Consider the following 15,167-nt stretch of genomic DNA (forward strand, 5'->3'; position numbering starts at 1 on the left):
AGCGAACCGATCATCCCCATTCCGATGTTTTGATTCGTATTTTCAAGGGTTATGATTTCATAGGCCACTTCTTCATAGGGATGGTTCTTGAATAGGGCCTGCATTACATTGTGTTCAACCGATGCTGAAAACGTGATGTTCACTTGAATTTCTTCCTCGTAATGTACCTCGCCGATTGTACCCTTTGTAGGGTTGGCCTTTTGTCCGGCCTGATAAGAACCAAGTCCCTTGGTCGTAAAGCTGCAGTGACTATAGTTGCCGATGGTACCTGCGCCCGCTTCAAATAAGGCGTTCTTAAGGGTATCGGCATCATTCGAAGGTATATATGTCGTTAATTTCTTAATCGTTTTTTTTTGGGGCAACAGTATCTTGGGTTCCATAATATCCAATACCTCGCAGATCTTTGCATTTACCCCATCTTGGGCATTGTCTAAGGCCGTATGCATGCTATAGATGGCTATATGATGCTGAATGGCCTTTATGACCACACGCTCTACATAGGTGTCGCCGGTAAGCTTTTTGAGGCCCTTGAAGATGATCGGATGAAAACTGACGATAAGATTGCACGTATTTTCAATGGCCTCATCGACCACATTCTCCAAGGTGTCCAAGGTTACCAAAACACCCGTTACTTCTTGATTGGGATCACCGACCAAGAGTCCGACATTATCAAAATCCTCGGCATGGGTCAAGGGGGCCAATTCTTCCAAAAGCCCGGCAACTTCTTTTACGATCATTTTTTGGTTTTATAAGGTCATCAAAGATAAAATATTATATTTTCGTTCTAATGCAACTGCTAAGAAAAATAGCCTATCCCATATCCTTGGTTTATGCCATTGTAGTATATGTTCGAAATATACTTTATGATGTTGGGTTTTTTAAAGGTACTTCTTTTAAAACCCCCACCATATGCGTGGGTAACCTAAGTGTGGGTGGTACGGGAAAAACGCCCATGATCGAATATCTGGTCGAGCATCTCAACGGTACGTACAAGGTGGCTGTTTTAAGCCGGGGGTATGGACGCAAATCGAGGGGTTATAAGCTGGCGGCAAGGAGCAGTACGGTTGAGGATATTGGGGATGAGCCCTTTCAAATAGCTGCGAAATTCCCTGATATTACGGTTGCCGTCGATGGGGATAGGCGTCGTGGCATCACCAATTTGGAACAAGCCATACAGCCGGATGTTATTCTGTTGGACGATGCCTTTCAACACCGAAAGGTAACCCCCCTTTTTTCTATACTGCTCACGGCCTTTGATAATCTGTACAGTGAAGATTGGTATCTGCCCACAGGCAATTTAAGGGATACCCGAACTGAGTCCCATCGGGCCGATGTGATCGTTGTCACCAAATGCCCAGCTACCCTAAGGGAAGAAAGGCAATTGGAAATCAGTCAACAGCTGCGCCCTAAAGAACATCAAAACGTATTGTTCAGTACATTGCACTATGAGGATGCATTGAGAAACAAAACCTCAAACATCTCGTTAAAGGATCTTATAGGGCAAAAAGTAACCTTGGTGACCGGGATTGCCAACCCAAGGCCTTTGGTGCAGTATCTGGTCAACAAGGGGCTCGATGTTGAACATCTGGCATACCGTGATCATCATTTTTTCAGTACTTCGGAAATCGAACTTTTCAATAAAAAAACCATTGTCCTGACCACGGAAAAGGATTTTACCCGATTAGAGGGCAAGGTCGGTAATTTGTACTACATACAGGTGAAACACCATTTTCTAAATAAGGGGGCATCGAGGTTGATCGAAGCCGTCATGGAGGCTATGCCATAGGGGTGCTGTTCTCTTGGTGCCCGAAAATGTTTTCCCCGATCTTTTGGTAGAAGACCTCGGGTTTGAATGGCTTAGTGACCACATCATTACAACCTGCAGCGTAGAAACTTTCAAGACTATCATCCAAAGAGATTGCAGTTAAGGCGATGATGGGCGTTTTGGTATCGAATTTTCTGATTTCAATGGTCGCTTCCTCCCCACTGATTCCGGGCATATGGATATCCATCAATATGGCATCATAACTATTGTTCTTGGCAAGATCAATGGCTTCTGTACCATTGCTGGCAATATCGCTTGTGATTTCTTTCTTTGACAGCATTTTCTTGGTGATGACCTGATTGATCTTATTGTCCTCAACAATCATTATATGCAGTCCCTTGAATTCATAGTCGATATGCGTAATCTCGAAGGGGATGTCGTCGATGATATCATCCTTGCTTTTTAATTTCAGTTCAAAATAGAAACAGCTGCCTTGGCCAATATCACTTTCCAATTTTATATTACTATCGAATAAACCCAATAGACTTTTTACGATGGTAAGCCCTAGGCCTGTACCCCCGTATTCCCTGTTGATTTGTATGGAGCCCTGCTCAAACCCTTCGAATATTTTTTCCTGTTGGTCTTTGGAAATACCAATACCGTTGTCCCGCACCTCAAAATATAGCGTAACATCCTCTTCCTCTTTATGCACCATCTGTGCCTTTATCGTTACTTCGCCATTTTTCGTGAATTTCAAGGCATTTCCGATGAGGTTCATGAAAATCTGTGAAAGTTTCAAGGGATCACTCATCAAGTGGGAAGGGATACTGTCATCATAATCCAAGATAAGTTTGGTATGGTTTTCCTTCGCACTTTGTTGAAGGGAGTCGATGACTTCCTTTAAAACCTTTTTCAGATTGAACTCCATGATCAAAGGTTCTAGTTTATCGGCATCTATCTTGTTTATATGAAGAATGTCGTTTATGAAATTCAAGAGGTAATCCCCAGAGAATTTCAAAGCCTTTAAATGATCTTTTTGGTCCTCGTTGGGGTTTTCTTCCAATAACAAATGGGTAAGCCCTGTAACGGCATACAGTGGGGTTCTTAATTCGTGGCTCACCGTCGATAAAAAATTGGTCTTTGCCTCCATGGCATTTACCGCGGCATCCCTGGCCGCCTGTAGTTCACTGTTTTTGGTATGTAAAAGATCGTTGGTCTTTAATTTTATCTGGTTGTTCCTATACAATGAAACCGCCAATAGCGAAATGATAATCAGAAAAGCTGAGGTTAGGATAGCCGTGATTTCGGATCGGTTGGCAGATTTGCTCAATTCTTCAATGCGTTTATCCTGACGCTTTATTTCCGAGGCCATATTCTCATTATGTATGGCATCTGCCGTTTTCGTATCGAGACTGATTTTCTCCAGACTAAAAAGTGAGTCCTTGGTGGCGAACAAATTTCTAGTGGCGGTTAGGGCACTTTCAAAGTTGCCTGATAATTCATTGGACTGGGCCAATAACTCGTTACTTTTTAAAACTTCGACGGCAAAACCATTGTCCTCGGCCAATTGTAACGCATTTTTGGCATTTTTCGTGGCATCTGTATAATTCTCTGTCTTAAGATTCGTAAGTGCAAGACCAAGGTAGGCCCTTGTGGCCAGATAATCCTTTTCATATACATCGGTATTTACGACCAAGGAATTGAAATTCTTGGCGGCACTTTCATATTTTTCGAGATTTAAATAAATCTCTCCCTCGGTCAAGAGAATATTATTGAAGAAATTACGGTCATTGTTCAATTGTCGTGCTTCATTGAGCATGAAAATCGCTTGGAAATTTTGGTTTTCCCTAAACAGGAGCACCGCTTCAATATATTTATAGATGGCATCACCATAGGGGTATTCAACCTCCTCCAATAAAACTTTGGCCCTATCCCAGTAATATTTGGCGGTGTTTGTTTTATCCAATTTCAGGTAAACCAGGGCAAACATGTGGTAGCTGTCAATGAGTGTTTTGACGTCCTTGTTCTGTTCGGCCATGGTCGCCGTTTTTTCCAAGGTCTCCAGTGCGAGGTCTATTTGGTTTTTATTCCGGTAGGTCCGGGCCTCATTGAAATAGGTTTGAATGTCGTTTTGAACCAAATTTTCCTGAGCCATCATACCGAGGCTCATGCAGCCAAAAACCAAAATCAAGGCGAGATTCTTAAGGCGTGTATTTCGTATTCTTAGATTCAAATGATTTTTTTTTGTCTCAAGCAATAGATTGCGGATTCATAATCATACCATTCTTTGACTTTCATCCTTTTTTGCACGTACGATTGACATCAAAGAATCAAACGTACAAGAATACTAACTATTGTTTATCGCAATGGATACTAGTCGGTTTTTTATGGATATACGTATGTTTTTTCAAAAATATCATTAATTTCTTGATTGGAGGCTTCCTTTTTAGCATTAAAAGCAATGGTGGTCAATGAATTATATCGGACCTGGACCCTACGAACAATGCCCTGAGGTTATGAACCAGCCATTCTGTTTTAGCCCTATCCTTGATGGTGGTACCGGGTTGGGGAACGAACGCGTACAACAACCCCATTAGGGTGTGGTCCCTACTACAGGGTGCACATGGCGGCGGCATTGATTTTCCCTTGGGACCATTCCTGGGCCGGATATAGTCTAAAAGACTGGTCGATCAATTTATATGTTTATGTGCTTTATAGGAGGAACGCACCAATGCGCCGCTTTCAACATGTCGAAAGCCCATTTTCAGCCCGACTTCCTCATACTTCTTGAATTGTTCGGGAAGAATGAATTCCTTAACGGGTAGATGTTTTTTTGAGGGTTGTAGGTATTGGCCGATGGTAAGTACGTCCACTTTGGCAGTTCTCAGATCTTCCATGGTTTCGAACACCTCTTCCTCGAGCTCTCCTAGCCCAAGCATTATTCCAGACTTGGTTCGATTGACCCCTTGGGTATGTAAATATTTCAAAACCTCAAGGCTGCGCTCATACTTAGCCTGAATACGTACCTCCCTTGTCAGTCGTTTAACGGTTTCCATGTTATGGGAAACCACTTCGGGTGCAACGGCAATGATACGATCTAAGTGTCTTTCAATGCCTTGAAAATCGGGAATCAGGGTTTCGAGCGTGGTCGAAGGACTCATTCTTCGGATGGCCTTGACGGTTTCTGCCCAGATAATGGATCCCATATCCGTTAAGTCATCCCGATCTACCGAGGTAATGACGGCATGTTTTATCTCCATTAATTTAATTGACCTAGCTACTTTTTCAGGTTCCGCCCAGTCAACGGAAGAAGGACGGCCTGTTTTAACGCCACAAAAACCACATGAACGGGTACAAATGTTTCCAAGTATCATGAACGTTGCGGTGCCCTCGCCCCAACATTCCCCCATATTGGGACAACTGCCCGAAGTACAAATGGTATGCAGATCATATTTGTCTACCAGATTCCGTAATTGGGTATATTTCTTGCCTGTCGGTAATTTTACCCGCAACCATTTTGGTTTTCCTTTTGGAGGAGCTACACTGTTCACGCCCATAATTGCATTTTCGACAAATATACGAACAAAATAATGTTTTGTCGATCAATTGGAAGGGTATTGAATACCAGCAATATAGGGATGTTCAAGCGGGGGATGGACTGGCCGTCAGTCCTTTTTTCTGATAATCTCGGCCAATAATTTTTTAGCCCGCAACAACTTTACCTTGATGTTGTTTATGGGTTCATTCAGTTCGGTGGCGATACTGGCATAACTCAATTCATGAAAATAACGGAGGTTGATCACTTCTTGGTAATGTGGTTTCAACTTTTTGATATTCTGTAATAGTGTTGCCAAGTTCTGTTCGGTGATCAAATTGTCCTCGGCGGAAGGGGCATCATCCAAGACTTTGGAAATGGCTTCATTGTTTCCCCGGGAATCCATGAAATTTCTCCTTCTTTGGCGAATTAGATCCACATGAATATTCTTTGAAATGGTGATCAACCATGTCTTGAATTCGTAAGTGGGGTCATAGGTCTTGATTTTGTCAAAGGCCTTTGAAAAGGTCTGAATGGTGATATCCTCGGCATCATTTTCATTCTCGGTACGTTTGAGTTGAAAACCGTAAACGTCATTCCAGAAGGTATCCAGTAGCGTACTGAAGGCCATTTGGTTGCCCAATTTCGCCTTTATGATCGTAGCATGTAAGGTATCTTCGGATTTACCCAAAATAGAATAAGGATTTACACCCAATAACGTGTTTTAATGCAATTCCGGGGCGGTTTCTTTTTCGCAATCCCGCTCACCAGGTAATTTTCCGCACATACCACAGGCTTCCCCGCTCGTATTCAAAAAAGGACTTTGGCTAGCACAGGTTCCTGAGAATCGGCCATTTTTCTTGGACCATATTTTAATGGCAATGCCTGCGAAGGCAAGTGCTAAAAGAACAATTGTCAAAAGAATCAGCTTCATTATTAGATTTTATGCAAAGATATAAAAATAAAGCCCTGACTGTATGGTCAAGGCTTTGGAAATATATGGTATTTTATATGCTAATAATCAATTTTGGCCACAACATTGTCTACGGTAGGGGTGGGGTTGCCACCTTTTCGTTCAATGGTAATGTAACTCACCGCCTTTTCCGCATAGGGCAAGGCCAAGAGTTTTTCTTTTCCTACGAATTCGTCAATGATACCCAGGTTGATCATTTCGCCATTCACTTCGGCCCACATTTGAAAACTTTGGTCTTCAGGTAGATGGGGAAGATTCTTCACATTGATATAGGATAACTTTTTTACAGGATTGATATAGGCAACTGCCTTCAATTCTTTCGCATTTTTGTTTCCCTTGACATTGTACCTTTTTGTTTGTGGATTGTTCAATACAATGAATTGGTTACGAACATCCTCAAGTTCAAGTCTCATGTCTTCTTTCAACAATTCAATCTTATTGTTTACGATGACATTCTCCTCTTGTAGACTCTGGTTCTGATTCCAAAGGAAATAAGAGGCGCCGGCAAACATCACTGCAGCAAAACTAGCAGCCATGGCATACCTGAAGAATTTTCTTCTACTGGCATTCTCGGATTTAATTCGCGCAAGAATCTTGTTTTTTAACCCTTCTGGGGTCTTAATGGCGTGCAATTTCACAAAAGTCTCCAAGTTATCCTGAAGCTCGTTGTAGGTTTCCCTTACCTCAGGGTAAAGGGCCAAATATCTTTCTACCTGTAAAGTTTCTTGGTCATCGGTAGTTCCCAATAAATACTTTTCAAGTAAATCCGAATCTAAAAATATTTTTATTTTATCTTTCATTATATCAGATTTAGTAAGAGCGCAAATACCATTGATGATCCATAGATTTTCTTTAATTCCCTTAGACCTATCTTCAACCTTGATTTTATGGTTCCCAATGGGATATCCAGTTCATCACTGGCTTCTTGTTGGGTCATTCCATGAAAAAACAGGGCTTCAAGCACAATTTGATACTTGTCTTCTATCTTATCCAGGTTTTCACGGACATCCATAAATTCAGGTCGAATACTATCAACGCCTAAATTATATACGTCGGAAACGTCCATTTGGATTTCTTTATCCGTTTTCGTGTTGACACTTCTTAATTTATCGATGGCCGTATTTCTGGTAATTCGAAATAACCATGTGAATAATTTTGCCTTTGAGGCATCGTATGAATCTGATTTTTTCCAGATTTTCACAAAACTTTCCTGTAAAACATCCTGGGCCAGTTCCTCATCACGAACCACTTTTTTTGCCACACCGTACAGCGTATCGCCATAATGTTCATACAAGAGCGAAATGGCCTTATCATTCCGTTCTTGCAGTAATTCCACAATATGTTTTTCAAGAAGTGTGCTCATAAGATGGTTCGAGACCGAAGAAATGTATGCACTCGGCATCCAATCCGTTCGTTTTAACCGTATATCCTTTAAACGCTAATTTATAAAATTGATTGTTATAGCTAGCGTTATCTCAAATGTTTAATTATAAATGTACGACTGGTAATTGTACATTTTATTTTTGGTTAGTTTGGTTTGGTATAACCCCTGTTATTCTTTAGCAGGGGTTATTTTATGATATTGACCTCAGGAGTTATTCGGATGCCATACGTTTCAAAAACGGTAGTCATGATCTTTTCGGCCAACCCAATGATTTCTGCCCCTGTTGCATGGCCATGGTTGACCAATACCAAAGCTTGGTTTTTATGTACCCCGGCATCCCCCTGGCGTTTTCCTTTGAATCCGCATTGGTCGATCAGCCATCCCGCAGCGACCTTGTACGCTTCTTCGGATACTTTATAGAATTTGGCCTCTGGATGTGCGGCGATGAAATGTTCGAATTCACTTTTGGTCAATATGGGATTTTTAAAGAAACTTCCGCTATTGCCCAATACCTTTGGGTCGGGGAGTTTACTTTGTCGAATGGCCACCACGGCGTTTGAAATATCCTGAATGGTGGGTTTTTCGATACCCCAATCCTGTAATTGGGTCGTGATGGCACCGTACGAAGTATTTAGTCGATGGTTCTTTTTGGTGAGTCTGAACACTACGGAGGTTATGACATAGGTATCTTTTCCATCGTTTTTGAAATAGGAATCCCTATACCCAAAGTGACAATCATCCTGAGTGAAGACCTTAATCGTCTGGTCCTCGATATGCATGGCTTCACAGCGTATGAATACGTCCTTCAGCTCAACACCATAGGCCCCGATATTTTGAATGGGAGCCGTACCCGTATGTCCCGGGATAAGCGATAAATTCTCCAATCCTCCGAAATCATGTGCTAGGCACCAAAGTACCATGTCGTGCCATACCTCGCCTGCCATTACCTTAAGATAAACATGGTCATTAGCTTCCTCGACTATTTCCTTGCCTTTTATATTAATAAATAATACCAAGGCGTCGAGATCTTTCGTAATCAACATATTACTGCCCCCACTCAAAATGAAAATATTCGGGTATCCCTTAAGTTGTAAGGCTTTTTTTAAATCTTCAATCGAATTGATCTCGCAGAAAAAGCGAGCCATTGCATCAATTCCAAAGGTATTGTAAGGCTTTAATGAAATATTTTCTTGGACTTTCATTTTCCCTTGTAGTTAAGTAAGGCTTCCTTGAGAATTTGAACTGCTCTTGTAAGACGATCCTTATCCAGTACATAGGCAATCCGTATTTGGTTTTTCCCCAAACCTTTAGAAGCATAGAAACCTGCGGCGGGCGCCACCATAACGGTTTCGCCATCTACCCTGAATTCTTCCAACAACCACTTCGCGAAATCATCGGCGTCATCTATTGGTAGTTCGGCAATGCAATAAAAGGCTCCTTGGGGATGGCCGACCTTAACCCCGTCGATTTTTTCCAGTTCCTTGATCAAGAGGTTCCTTCGAGAAACATACTCCTCTTTTACAGCATCAAAATAACTTTGGGGTGTTTCCAAAGCCGCTTCACTGGCAATCTGGGCATAGGTTGGTGGCGATAATCGGGCCTGGGCGAATTTCAGGGCTGTTTTAATGACTTCCTTGTTCCTTGATACCAAGCAGCCAATTCGTGCGCCACACATACTGTATCTTTTGGAAACGGAATCTACCATTATCGCATGTTGATCCAATCCTGGTTCTTGCAATATGGAATAATGTTCCTTGCCATCATAGGTAAATTCGCGGTAAACTTCGTCAGCGATCAGGAAAAGGTTGTGTTTTTTGGCGATTGCCGCCAACTTCTGTATTTCGTCCCGACTGTATAAATAGCCCGTAGGGTTTCCGGGATTGCATATGAGTATTGCTTTGGTCCTGGCTGTGATCAGTTTCTCGAATTCGGCTATAGGAGGTAGGGCAAAATTATCATCGATATGGGAAACCACGGGTACAACATTTATTCCCATGGCGGTCGCAAAACCATTATAATTCGCATAAAATGGCTCTGGTATTATAATTTCATCGGTAGTATCGGCGATACTTCCCATGACAAAGGAAAGGGCTTCGGAACCTCCCGTGGTCACCAAAATGTCCTGGGCCGTAATATGGATTTGGTTTTTGGCGTAATAGTGGGCCAATTTTTCACGGTAAACCTCCGAACCTTCGGTTCTGCTATACTCCAATACGGAAAGCGTGTTGTTTTTTACCGCATCCAATGCGATTTTAGGGGTTTTGATATCAGGCTGTCCAATGTTCAGGTGAATCACGGTCACCCCCTCCTTTTTGGCCTGTTCGGCAAAAGGAACCAATTTACGTATGGGTGATTCGGGCATTGCTGACCCTTTTTTTGATATGGATGGCATAAGCGCTGAATTTTAAACAAAAATGGGAAATCATTAGTTAGAATACAACACTACTTGGGTTTATTTATTCTGTTTTTAAAATGTTAATATTTAGCGCTTTAAAGGATATTTTGTGTAAATTGAAGAAGAGCAATCAATTTGTTGAGGGAGTTTTGAAAAATACAAGGTTATTTTTATGGATTATACTATTGTGTTTCCCCATTATGGGGATAGGACAAGCGTTTGAATTGCCCAAAGACCAGAAATACCAGAAAATAAAATTCGAGCTCGTCAATAATCTGATTATCATCCCTATCGAAGTCAATGGGACCCAACTTTCCTTTTTGTTGGACTCAGGGGTGAACAAGCCTATTCTCTTTAATATTACCGATCAAGATTCCATAGAGATCAAAAATGTGTCTGAAATCAAGATCAAAGGGTTGGGCGAAGGGAAACCCTTAAAGGCTTTAAGTTCCCGGGGGAACACCTTTAAACTGAAAAACATCATAAACCGGGAGCAATTGCTCTATGTGATCATTGATAAAAGCCTTAATTTTTCGACCAGTCTAGGGATACCCGTCCATGGGATCATTGGGTACGATCTATTCCGGGATTTTGTGGTAGACATCAACTATAGTAACAAAACGATCAAGTTTTATGATCCTGAGCACTACCAGTATAAAAAGAATAAAAAGGCAGAAACATTGCCTTTGACCATCCATAGAAGAAAGGCCTATGTTGACGCCAACGTTTTTATTGCGGATTCGGAGAATATACCCGTCCACTTATTGTTGGATACTGGGAGTAGCGATGCCATTTGGCTATTTGAGGACGATGACATTGGCATTCCCACCGAAAACTATGATGATTTTCTCGGCAAAGGCTTAAATGGCGATATTTTCGGAAAACGCACCAAAGTGAATAGCATTCAGTTGGGTAGTTTTGCCCTTAGGGATGCCAAGGCGGCATTTCCCAATTCCCGTTCTTTCGCGTCCATAAAGAATATGGGAAACCGAAATGGCAGTATTGGGGGTGAGGTATTAAAACGATTCAATATTGTTTTCGACTATCCCAATCAGAAAGTTACATTGCGAAAGAATCATATGTACAAGTCACCATTCCATTATAACCTTAGTGGAATCACCTTGCAGCATGACGGGGTGCGATTGGTGTCGCAGCGCATTTCCGATGGACGTGGCGTGGTTAAAAGCAAGGGCGGGTCTTTCGGCAATGTCCAGATTCTCTTTGAGAACCATACGAGGCTAAGTCTGGTTCCCGAAATCGTGGTTTCCGGGATTCGTGCGGGAAGCCCGGCCGAAACAGCGGGACTCAAGCAGGGTGACATTATACTGGCCGTAAACGGGAAAAGCATTCATAAGTACAAGATCCAGGAGATCATGCAAATGCTCGATGAAAAGAAAGGAAAAAGAATAAAGGTTCTTATCGAAAGATATAATAGTGATCTCTTATTTTCATTTGTACTTGAGGACTTGTTCAAACACAAAAAACCCTGATTGCGAAAACTTCCACAATCAGGGTTTTTGATATCCACATTATTTTTTCTATTTGGTTCCGGTAGCTTTTACCTCACCTTTGATCTTAAGGACCTTTGTTGGGGTGTCCGCATTTGAGATAACGGTAACCGCTTTTCGGATAGGGCCAACACGATTCGTATCATACTTCACTTCTATCTCACCAGTTTTTCCTGGTAAAATAGGGCCGTCCGGTTTCTTTGGAATTGTACATCCACAGCTCGAACTTACTTTGCTTATTATTAAAGGGGCATTCCCGGTGTTCGTAAATTCAAACACACGCACGCCATCACTGCCTTTGGCTATTTCACCATAGTCAACGGTTTCGGTCTTAAATTCGATTTTCGCCGCTGTTTCTTGGGCGGTTAGGTTAAATCCTAATAGTCCTACAAATAATACAAGTAGTATTTTTTTCATCATATTTAGTTTTGGGTGAATATCAAAAGTAATCTTTTTAGATCAACGTCCAAAATTCTTTTTGTTATGTAATAACGTTACTTATTTTTGTTTCGTATTTATAATTGGGCCAAAAAACGGACAAAAATGATAAATTAACATATCTTTCCGGTCAATTTTTTTGTCACCAATACCCATAAAATCAAAAACTGTTCCAAAAAATGGATATTCCTTCAAAATATGAGCCTCAACAGGTAGAGAACCATTGGTATGACTACTGGATGAAGCATAACTATTTTCATTCCACACCCGATAATCGGGAGCCCTATAGTATTGTAATACCGCCTCCAAACGTTACGGGCATACTACATATGGGACATATGCTCAATAATACCATACAGGATGTCTTGATACGTAAAGCACGTTTACAGGGCAAAAATGCCTGTTGGGTACCTGGAACCGACCATGCGTCCATAGCCACTGAAGCAAAGGTCGTTGCCAAGTTAAAAGAGCAGGGAATAAACAAGGCAGACCTTAGTCGGGATGAATTTTTGGAACACGCCTGGGAATGGACGCACGAATACGGGGGGGTAATCCTAGAGCAACTTAAGAAATTGGGATGCTCCTGTGATTGGGATCGAACTGCCTTCACCATGGATGATACTATGTCTGCCTCGGTAATCAAGGTATTTGTCGACCTGTTCAATAAGGGCTTGATCTATAGGGGATATCGCATGGTGAATTGGGATCCTGAGGCCCAAACGACTTTATCCGATGAGGAAGTGGTTTATGAGGAAAAACAAGGGCTTTTGTATTATCTGTCCTACCCGATAGAAGGATCTGACGAAAAAGTGACCATAGCCACTACGCGTCCAGAAACCATCTTAGGGGATACGGCAATCTGCATCAACCCTAATGATGAACGATATGCCCATTTAAAAGGAAAAAAGGCCATTGTTCCAATTTGTAATAGGGTCATACCCATTATCACCGATGAATATGTTGATATTGAATTCGGTACCGGATGTTTGAAAGTGACCCCTGCCCATGATATCAACGACAAGGCCTTAGGTGAAAAACATGAATTGGAGACCGTCGATATTTTCAATGCCGATGCCACGCTCAATAGTTTTGGGTTGCATTATGAAGGCAAAGACCGTTTCGTGGTTCGAAAGGAAATAAAGAAAGAACTCGAGGCTAAGGGATTTTTGGTAAAGACTGAGAATTATATCAATAAAGTGGGTACTTCGGAAAGGACGAAGGCTGTTATTGAGCCACGTTTGTCAGATCAATGGTTTTTAAAAATGGAGGACTTGGTAAAGCCTGCCATTACAGCCGTTCTGGAAACTGATGAAATTAATTTCTTTCCTAAAAAATTCGAGAATACGTACCGCCATTGGATGGAAAATATCCGCGATTGGAATATTTCGAGGCAATTATGGTGGGGACAACAGATTCCGGCCTACTATTATGGGGACGGACAGGATGATTTTGTGGTGGCCGAATCGAAAGAAGAGGCATTGGAAAAGGCCAAGATCAAATCAAACAACCCAAACCTGGTGTTGAGTGGTCTACGGCAAGACGAAGATGTTGTGGATACTTGGTTTTCCTCTTGGTTATGGCCCATGAGCGTTTTTAATGGAATATTGGAGCCAGACAATGAGGAAATCAACTATTATTACCCCACAAGTGATCTAGTTACAGCGCCCGACATTATTTTCTTTTGGGTAGCCCGTATGATTATCGCCGGATATGAATATAGAGGGGAGAAACCTTTTGAAAATGTCTATTTTACAGGGATTGTCCGTGATAAGGAACGACGCAAAATGTCCAAATCCTTGGGCAATTCACCTGATGCGTTGAAATTGATAGAAAATTATGGGGCCGATGGGGTGCGAGTTGGACTTTTATTGAGTTCAGCTGCCGGAAACGATTTGTTGTTCGACGAAGACCTCTGCCAACAAGGAAAGAACTTTGCCAATAAGATTTGGAACGGTTTTAGGTTGTTAAAAGGTTGGGAAGTAAAAGATCTACCCCAACCGGAAGCTTCTAAACTTGGCATAGCATGGTATAAGGCCAAATTCAATCAAACCTTGGCCGAGATTGAAGATCATTTTGGTAAATATCGTATATCAGATGCCTTAATGGCCATTTATAAGTTGATATGGGAGGATTATAGCTCTTGGTTGTTGGAGATCATAAAACCGGCTTATCAACAGCCCATAGATAAAAAATCCTACGATGAGGTTATTGGTATTTTTGAACTAAATTTAAAATTATTACATCCTTTTATGCCCTTTCTTACTGAGGAGGTATGGCAGCATATTGCGGAACGTTCACCCCAAGAAGCACTGGTTGTTTCAAAATGGCCCAAGATGGAGGAAGTGGATAATGGGCTGATAGGGCAATTCGAGTTTGCCACTGAGGTTATTGCGGGCATTCGTACCATTCGTAAGGAAAAGAACATTCCCATGAAGGAAAGTTTGGAACTTTTGGTTTTAAATGCGGAAAAACCGGAAAAGGAATGGGACGCTGTCATAAAAAAATTGACCAATGTTTCTTCAGTATCCTATGTTGATACTGCAGTAGAGGGGGCCTTGACTTTTAGGGTCAAAAGCAATGAATATTTTATACCCATCAGTGGTGCCATTGATGTGGAGGCCGAGATTAAAAAGATAAAGGAAGAATTGCAGTATACCAAAGGCTTTTTGAAATCGGTTCAAAAGAAACTCTCCAATGAACGTTTTGTGAACAATGCCCCGGATCAGGTCATTGCCATGGAACGAAAAAAACAAGTGGATGCCGAGGCTAAAATTGTGACTTTGGAAAAGAGTTTGGCCAGTTTGGGGTGATGGTTTCCAATTATCTTTTTTTGTTGAAGTTATGATCTTTTCCGAAGTGATCTGTATATTTAGGAAAAATAGATCAATATGAAACGGTTATTACTTATAGGAATTTGTTTTATTATTCAATTTACGGTCGCTCAGGAAAAAGTTGAAATTCTCCCCGAGGACATTCAAATAAGAACAGCGGTCTTACCCGCGCCTGAAGAAGATAAGGCTGGGGCCATGGTCTATGGGTATAATGAAAAAGGGGAATTCGCAGTATTGCGCGAAGGCACCAATAATTTGGTTTGTATCGGGGATGACCCTGCTAAAGAAGGGATCAGCGTATCGTGTTATTCCAAAAAACTGGAACCCTTTATGGCCCG

General features: G+C 41.7%; 14 protein-coding genes and 1 pseudogene. 5 read left to right on the top strand and 10 right to left on the bottom strand.

Going from position 1 to position 15,167, the window contains the following annotated elements:
- Window positions 1-737: YqfO family protein (locus WBM98_RS13180; protein WP_424366486.1), on the bottom strand; the 737-nt coding region annotated here is incomplete at its 3' end.
- Window positions 738-787: 50 nt separating this feature from the next.
- On the opposite strand from WBM98_RS13180, the gene lpxK reads away from it, so the two are divergent.
- The gene (gene lpxK, locus WBM98_RS13185) at window positions 788-1,786 is read left to right on the top strand and encodes a tetraacyldisaccharide 4'-kinase (RefSeq protein ID WP_424366487.1); all 999 of its coding nucleotides are present in this window, start codon (window positions 788-790) and stop codon (window positions 1,784-1,786) included.
- Here lpxK and WBM98_RS13190 read toward each other — a convergent pair.
- On the bottom strand, window positions 1,776-3,998 hold the full coding sequence (locus tag WBM98_RS13190) for an ATP-binding protein (protein WP_424366488.1): 2,223 nt from the start codon (window positions 3,996-3,998) through the stop codon (window positions 1,776-1,778). The genes lpxK and WBM98_RS13190 overlap by 11 nt on opposite strands.
- A 238-nt stretch (window positions 3,999-4,236) precedes the next feature.
- On the opposite strand from WBM98_RS13190, the gene WBM98_RS13195 reads away from it, so the two are divergent.
- Window positions 4,237-4,362 carry a hypothetical protein gene (locus WBM98_RS13195; protein ID WP_424366489.1) on the top strand — a complete coding sequence of 42 codons (126 nt, stop codon included), beginning with the start codon at window positions 4,237-4,239 and terminating at the stop codon, window positions 4,360-4,362.
- Window positions 4,363-4,455: 93 nt separating this feature from the next.
- Here WBM98_RS13195 and lipA read toward each other — a convergent pair whose 3' ends face one another.
- The 7 genes from lipA to WBM98_RS13230 form a co-directional block, all read right to left on the bottom strand.
- Entirely contained in the window at window positions 4,456-5,322 is an 867-nt protein-coding gene (gene lipA, locus WBM98_RS13200) for a lipoyl synthase (RefSeq protein ID WP_424366490.1), read from the bottom strand.
- A gap of 108 nt (window positions 5,323-5,430) precedes the next feature.
- Window positions 5,431-5,991 (bottom strand): RNA polymerase sigma factor, encoded by a 561-nt coding sequence (locus WBM98_RS13205; protein ID WP_424366491.1) that lies wholly within the window; start codon window positions 5,989-5,991, stop codon window positions 5,431-5,433.
- A gap of 33 nt (window positions 5,992-6,024) precedes the next feature.
- Window positions 6,025-6,234: a membrane or secreted protein gene (locus WBM98_RS13210; protein WP_424366492.1), complete on the bottom strand. Its 210-nt coding sequence runs from the start codon at window positions 6,232-6,234 to the stop codon at window positions 6,025-6,027.
- Between the two features lie 80 nt (window positions 6,235-6,314).
- The gene (locus WBM98_RS13215) at window positions 6,315-7,073 is read right to left on the bottom strand and encodes an anti-sigma factor (RefSeq protein ID WP_424366493.1); all 759 of its coding nucleotides are present in this window, start codon (window positions 7,071-7,073) and stop codon (window positions 6,315-6,317) included.
- Window positions 7,073-7,636: an RNA polymerase sigma factor gene (locus WBM98_RS13220; protein WP_424366499.1), complete on the bottom strand. Its 564-nt coding sequence runs from the start codon at window positions 7,634-7,636 to the stop codon at window positions 7,073-7,075. Before WBM98_RS13220 ends, WBM98_RS13215 begins: the two co-directional genes overlap by 1 nt.
- Before the next feature lie 206 nt (window positions 7,637-7,842).
- A complete protein-coding gene (gene murB / locus WBM98_RS13225; RefSeq protein WP_424366494.1) occupies window positions 7,843-8,859 on the bottom strand; it encodes a UDP-N-acetylmuramate dehydrogenase in 1,017 nt (338 codons plus the stop codon).
- The gene (locus WBM98_RS13230) at window positions 8,856-10,049 is read right to left on the bottom strand and encodes a pyridoxal phosphate-dependent aminotransferase (RefSeq protein ID WP_424366495.1); all 1,194 of its coding nucleotides are present in this window, start codon (window positions 10,047-10,049) and stop codon (window positions 8,856-8,858) included. The genes murB and WBM98_RS13230 overlap by 4 nt, the downstream gene beginning before the upstream one ends.
- Before the next feature lie 203 nt (window positions 10,050-10,252).
- On the opposite strand from WBM98_RS13230, the gene WBM98_RS13235 reads away from it, so the two are divergent.
- On the top strand, window positions 10,253-11,542 hold the full coding sequence (locus WBM98_RS13235; RefSeq protein WP_424366496.1) for an aspartyl protease family protein: 1,290 nt from the start codon (window positions 10,253-10,255) through the stop codon (window positions 11,540-11,542).
- Between the two features lie 48 nt (window positions 11,543-11,590).
- On the opposite strand, the gene WBM98_RS13240 is transcribed toward WBM98_RS13235, so the two are convergent.
- Window positions 11,591-11,980, bottom strand: a complete 390-nt coding sequence (locus WBM98_RS13240) for a DUF1573 domain-containing protein (protein ID WP_424366497.1) — start codon at window positions 11,978-11,980, stop codon at window positions 11,591-11,593.
- Between the two features lie 197 nt (window positions 11,981-12,177).
- Between WBM98_RS13240 and WBM98_RS13245 the strand changes: the two genes are divergently transcribed.
- Together WBM98_RS13245 and WBM98_RS13250 are read left to right on the top strand one after the other, a co-directional pair.
- Window positions 12,178-14,808, top strand: a complete 2,631-nt coding sequence (locus tag WBM98_RS13245; protein ID WP_424366498.1) for a valine--tRNA ligase — start codon at window positions 12,178-12,180, stop codon at window positions 14,806-14,808.
- A gap of 78 nt (window positions 14,809-14,886) precedes the next feature.
- A pseudogene (locus WBM98_RS13250) lies at window positions 14,887-15,167 on the top strand (hypothetical protein); the annotation flags it as partial.

The organism is Maribacter sp. (assembly GCF_049667165.1).
Taxonomy (GTDB): domain Bacteria; phylum Bacteroidota; class Bacteroidia; order Flavobacteriales; family Flavobacteriaceae; genus Maribacter_A.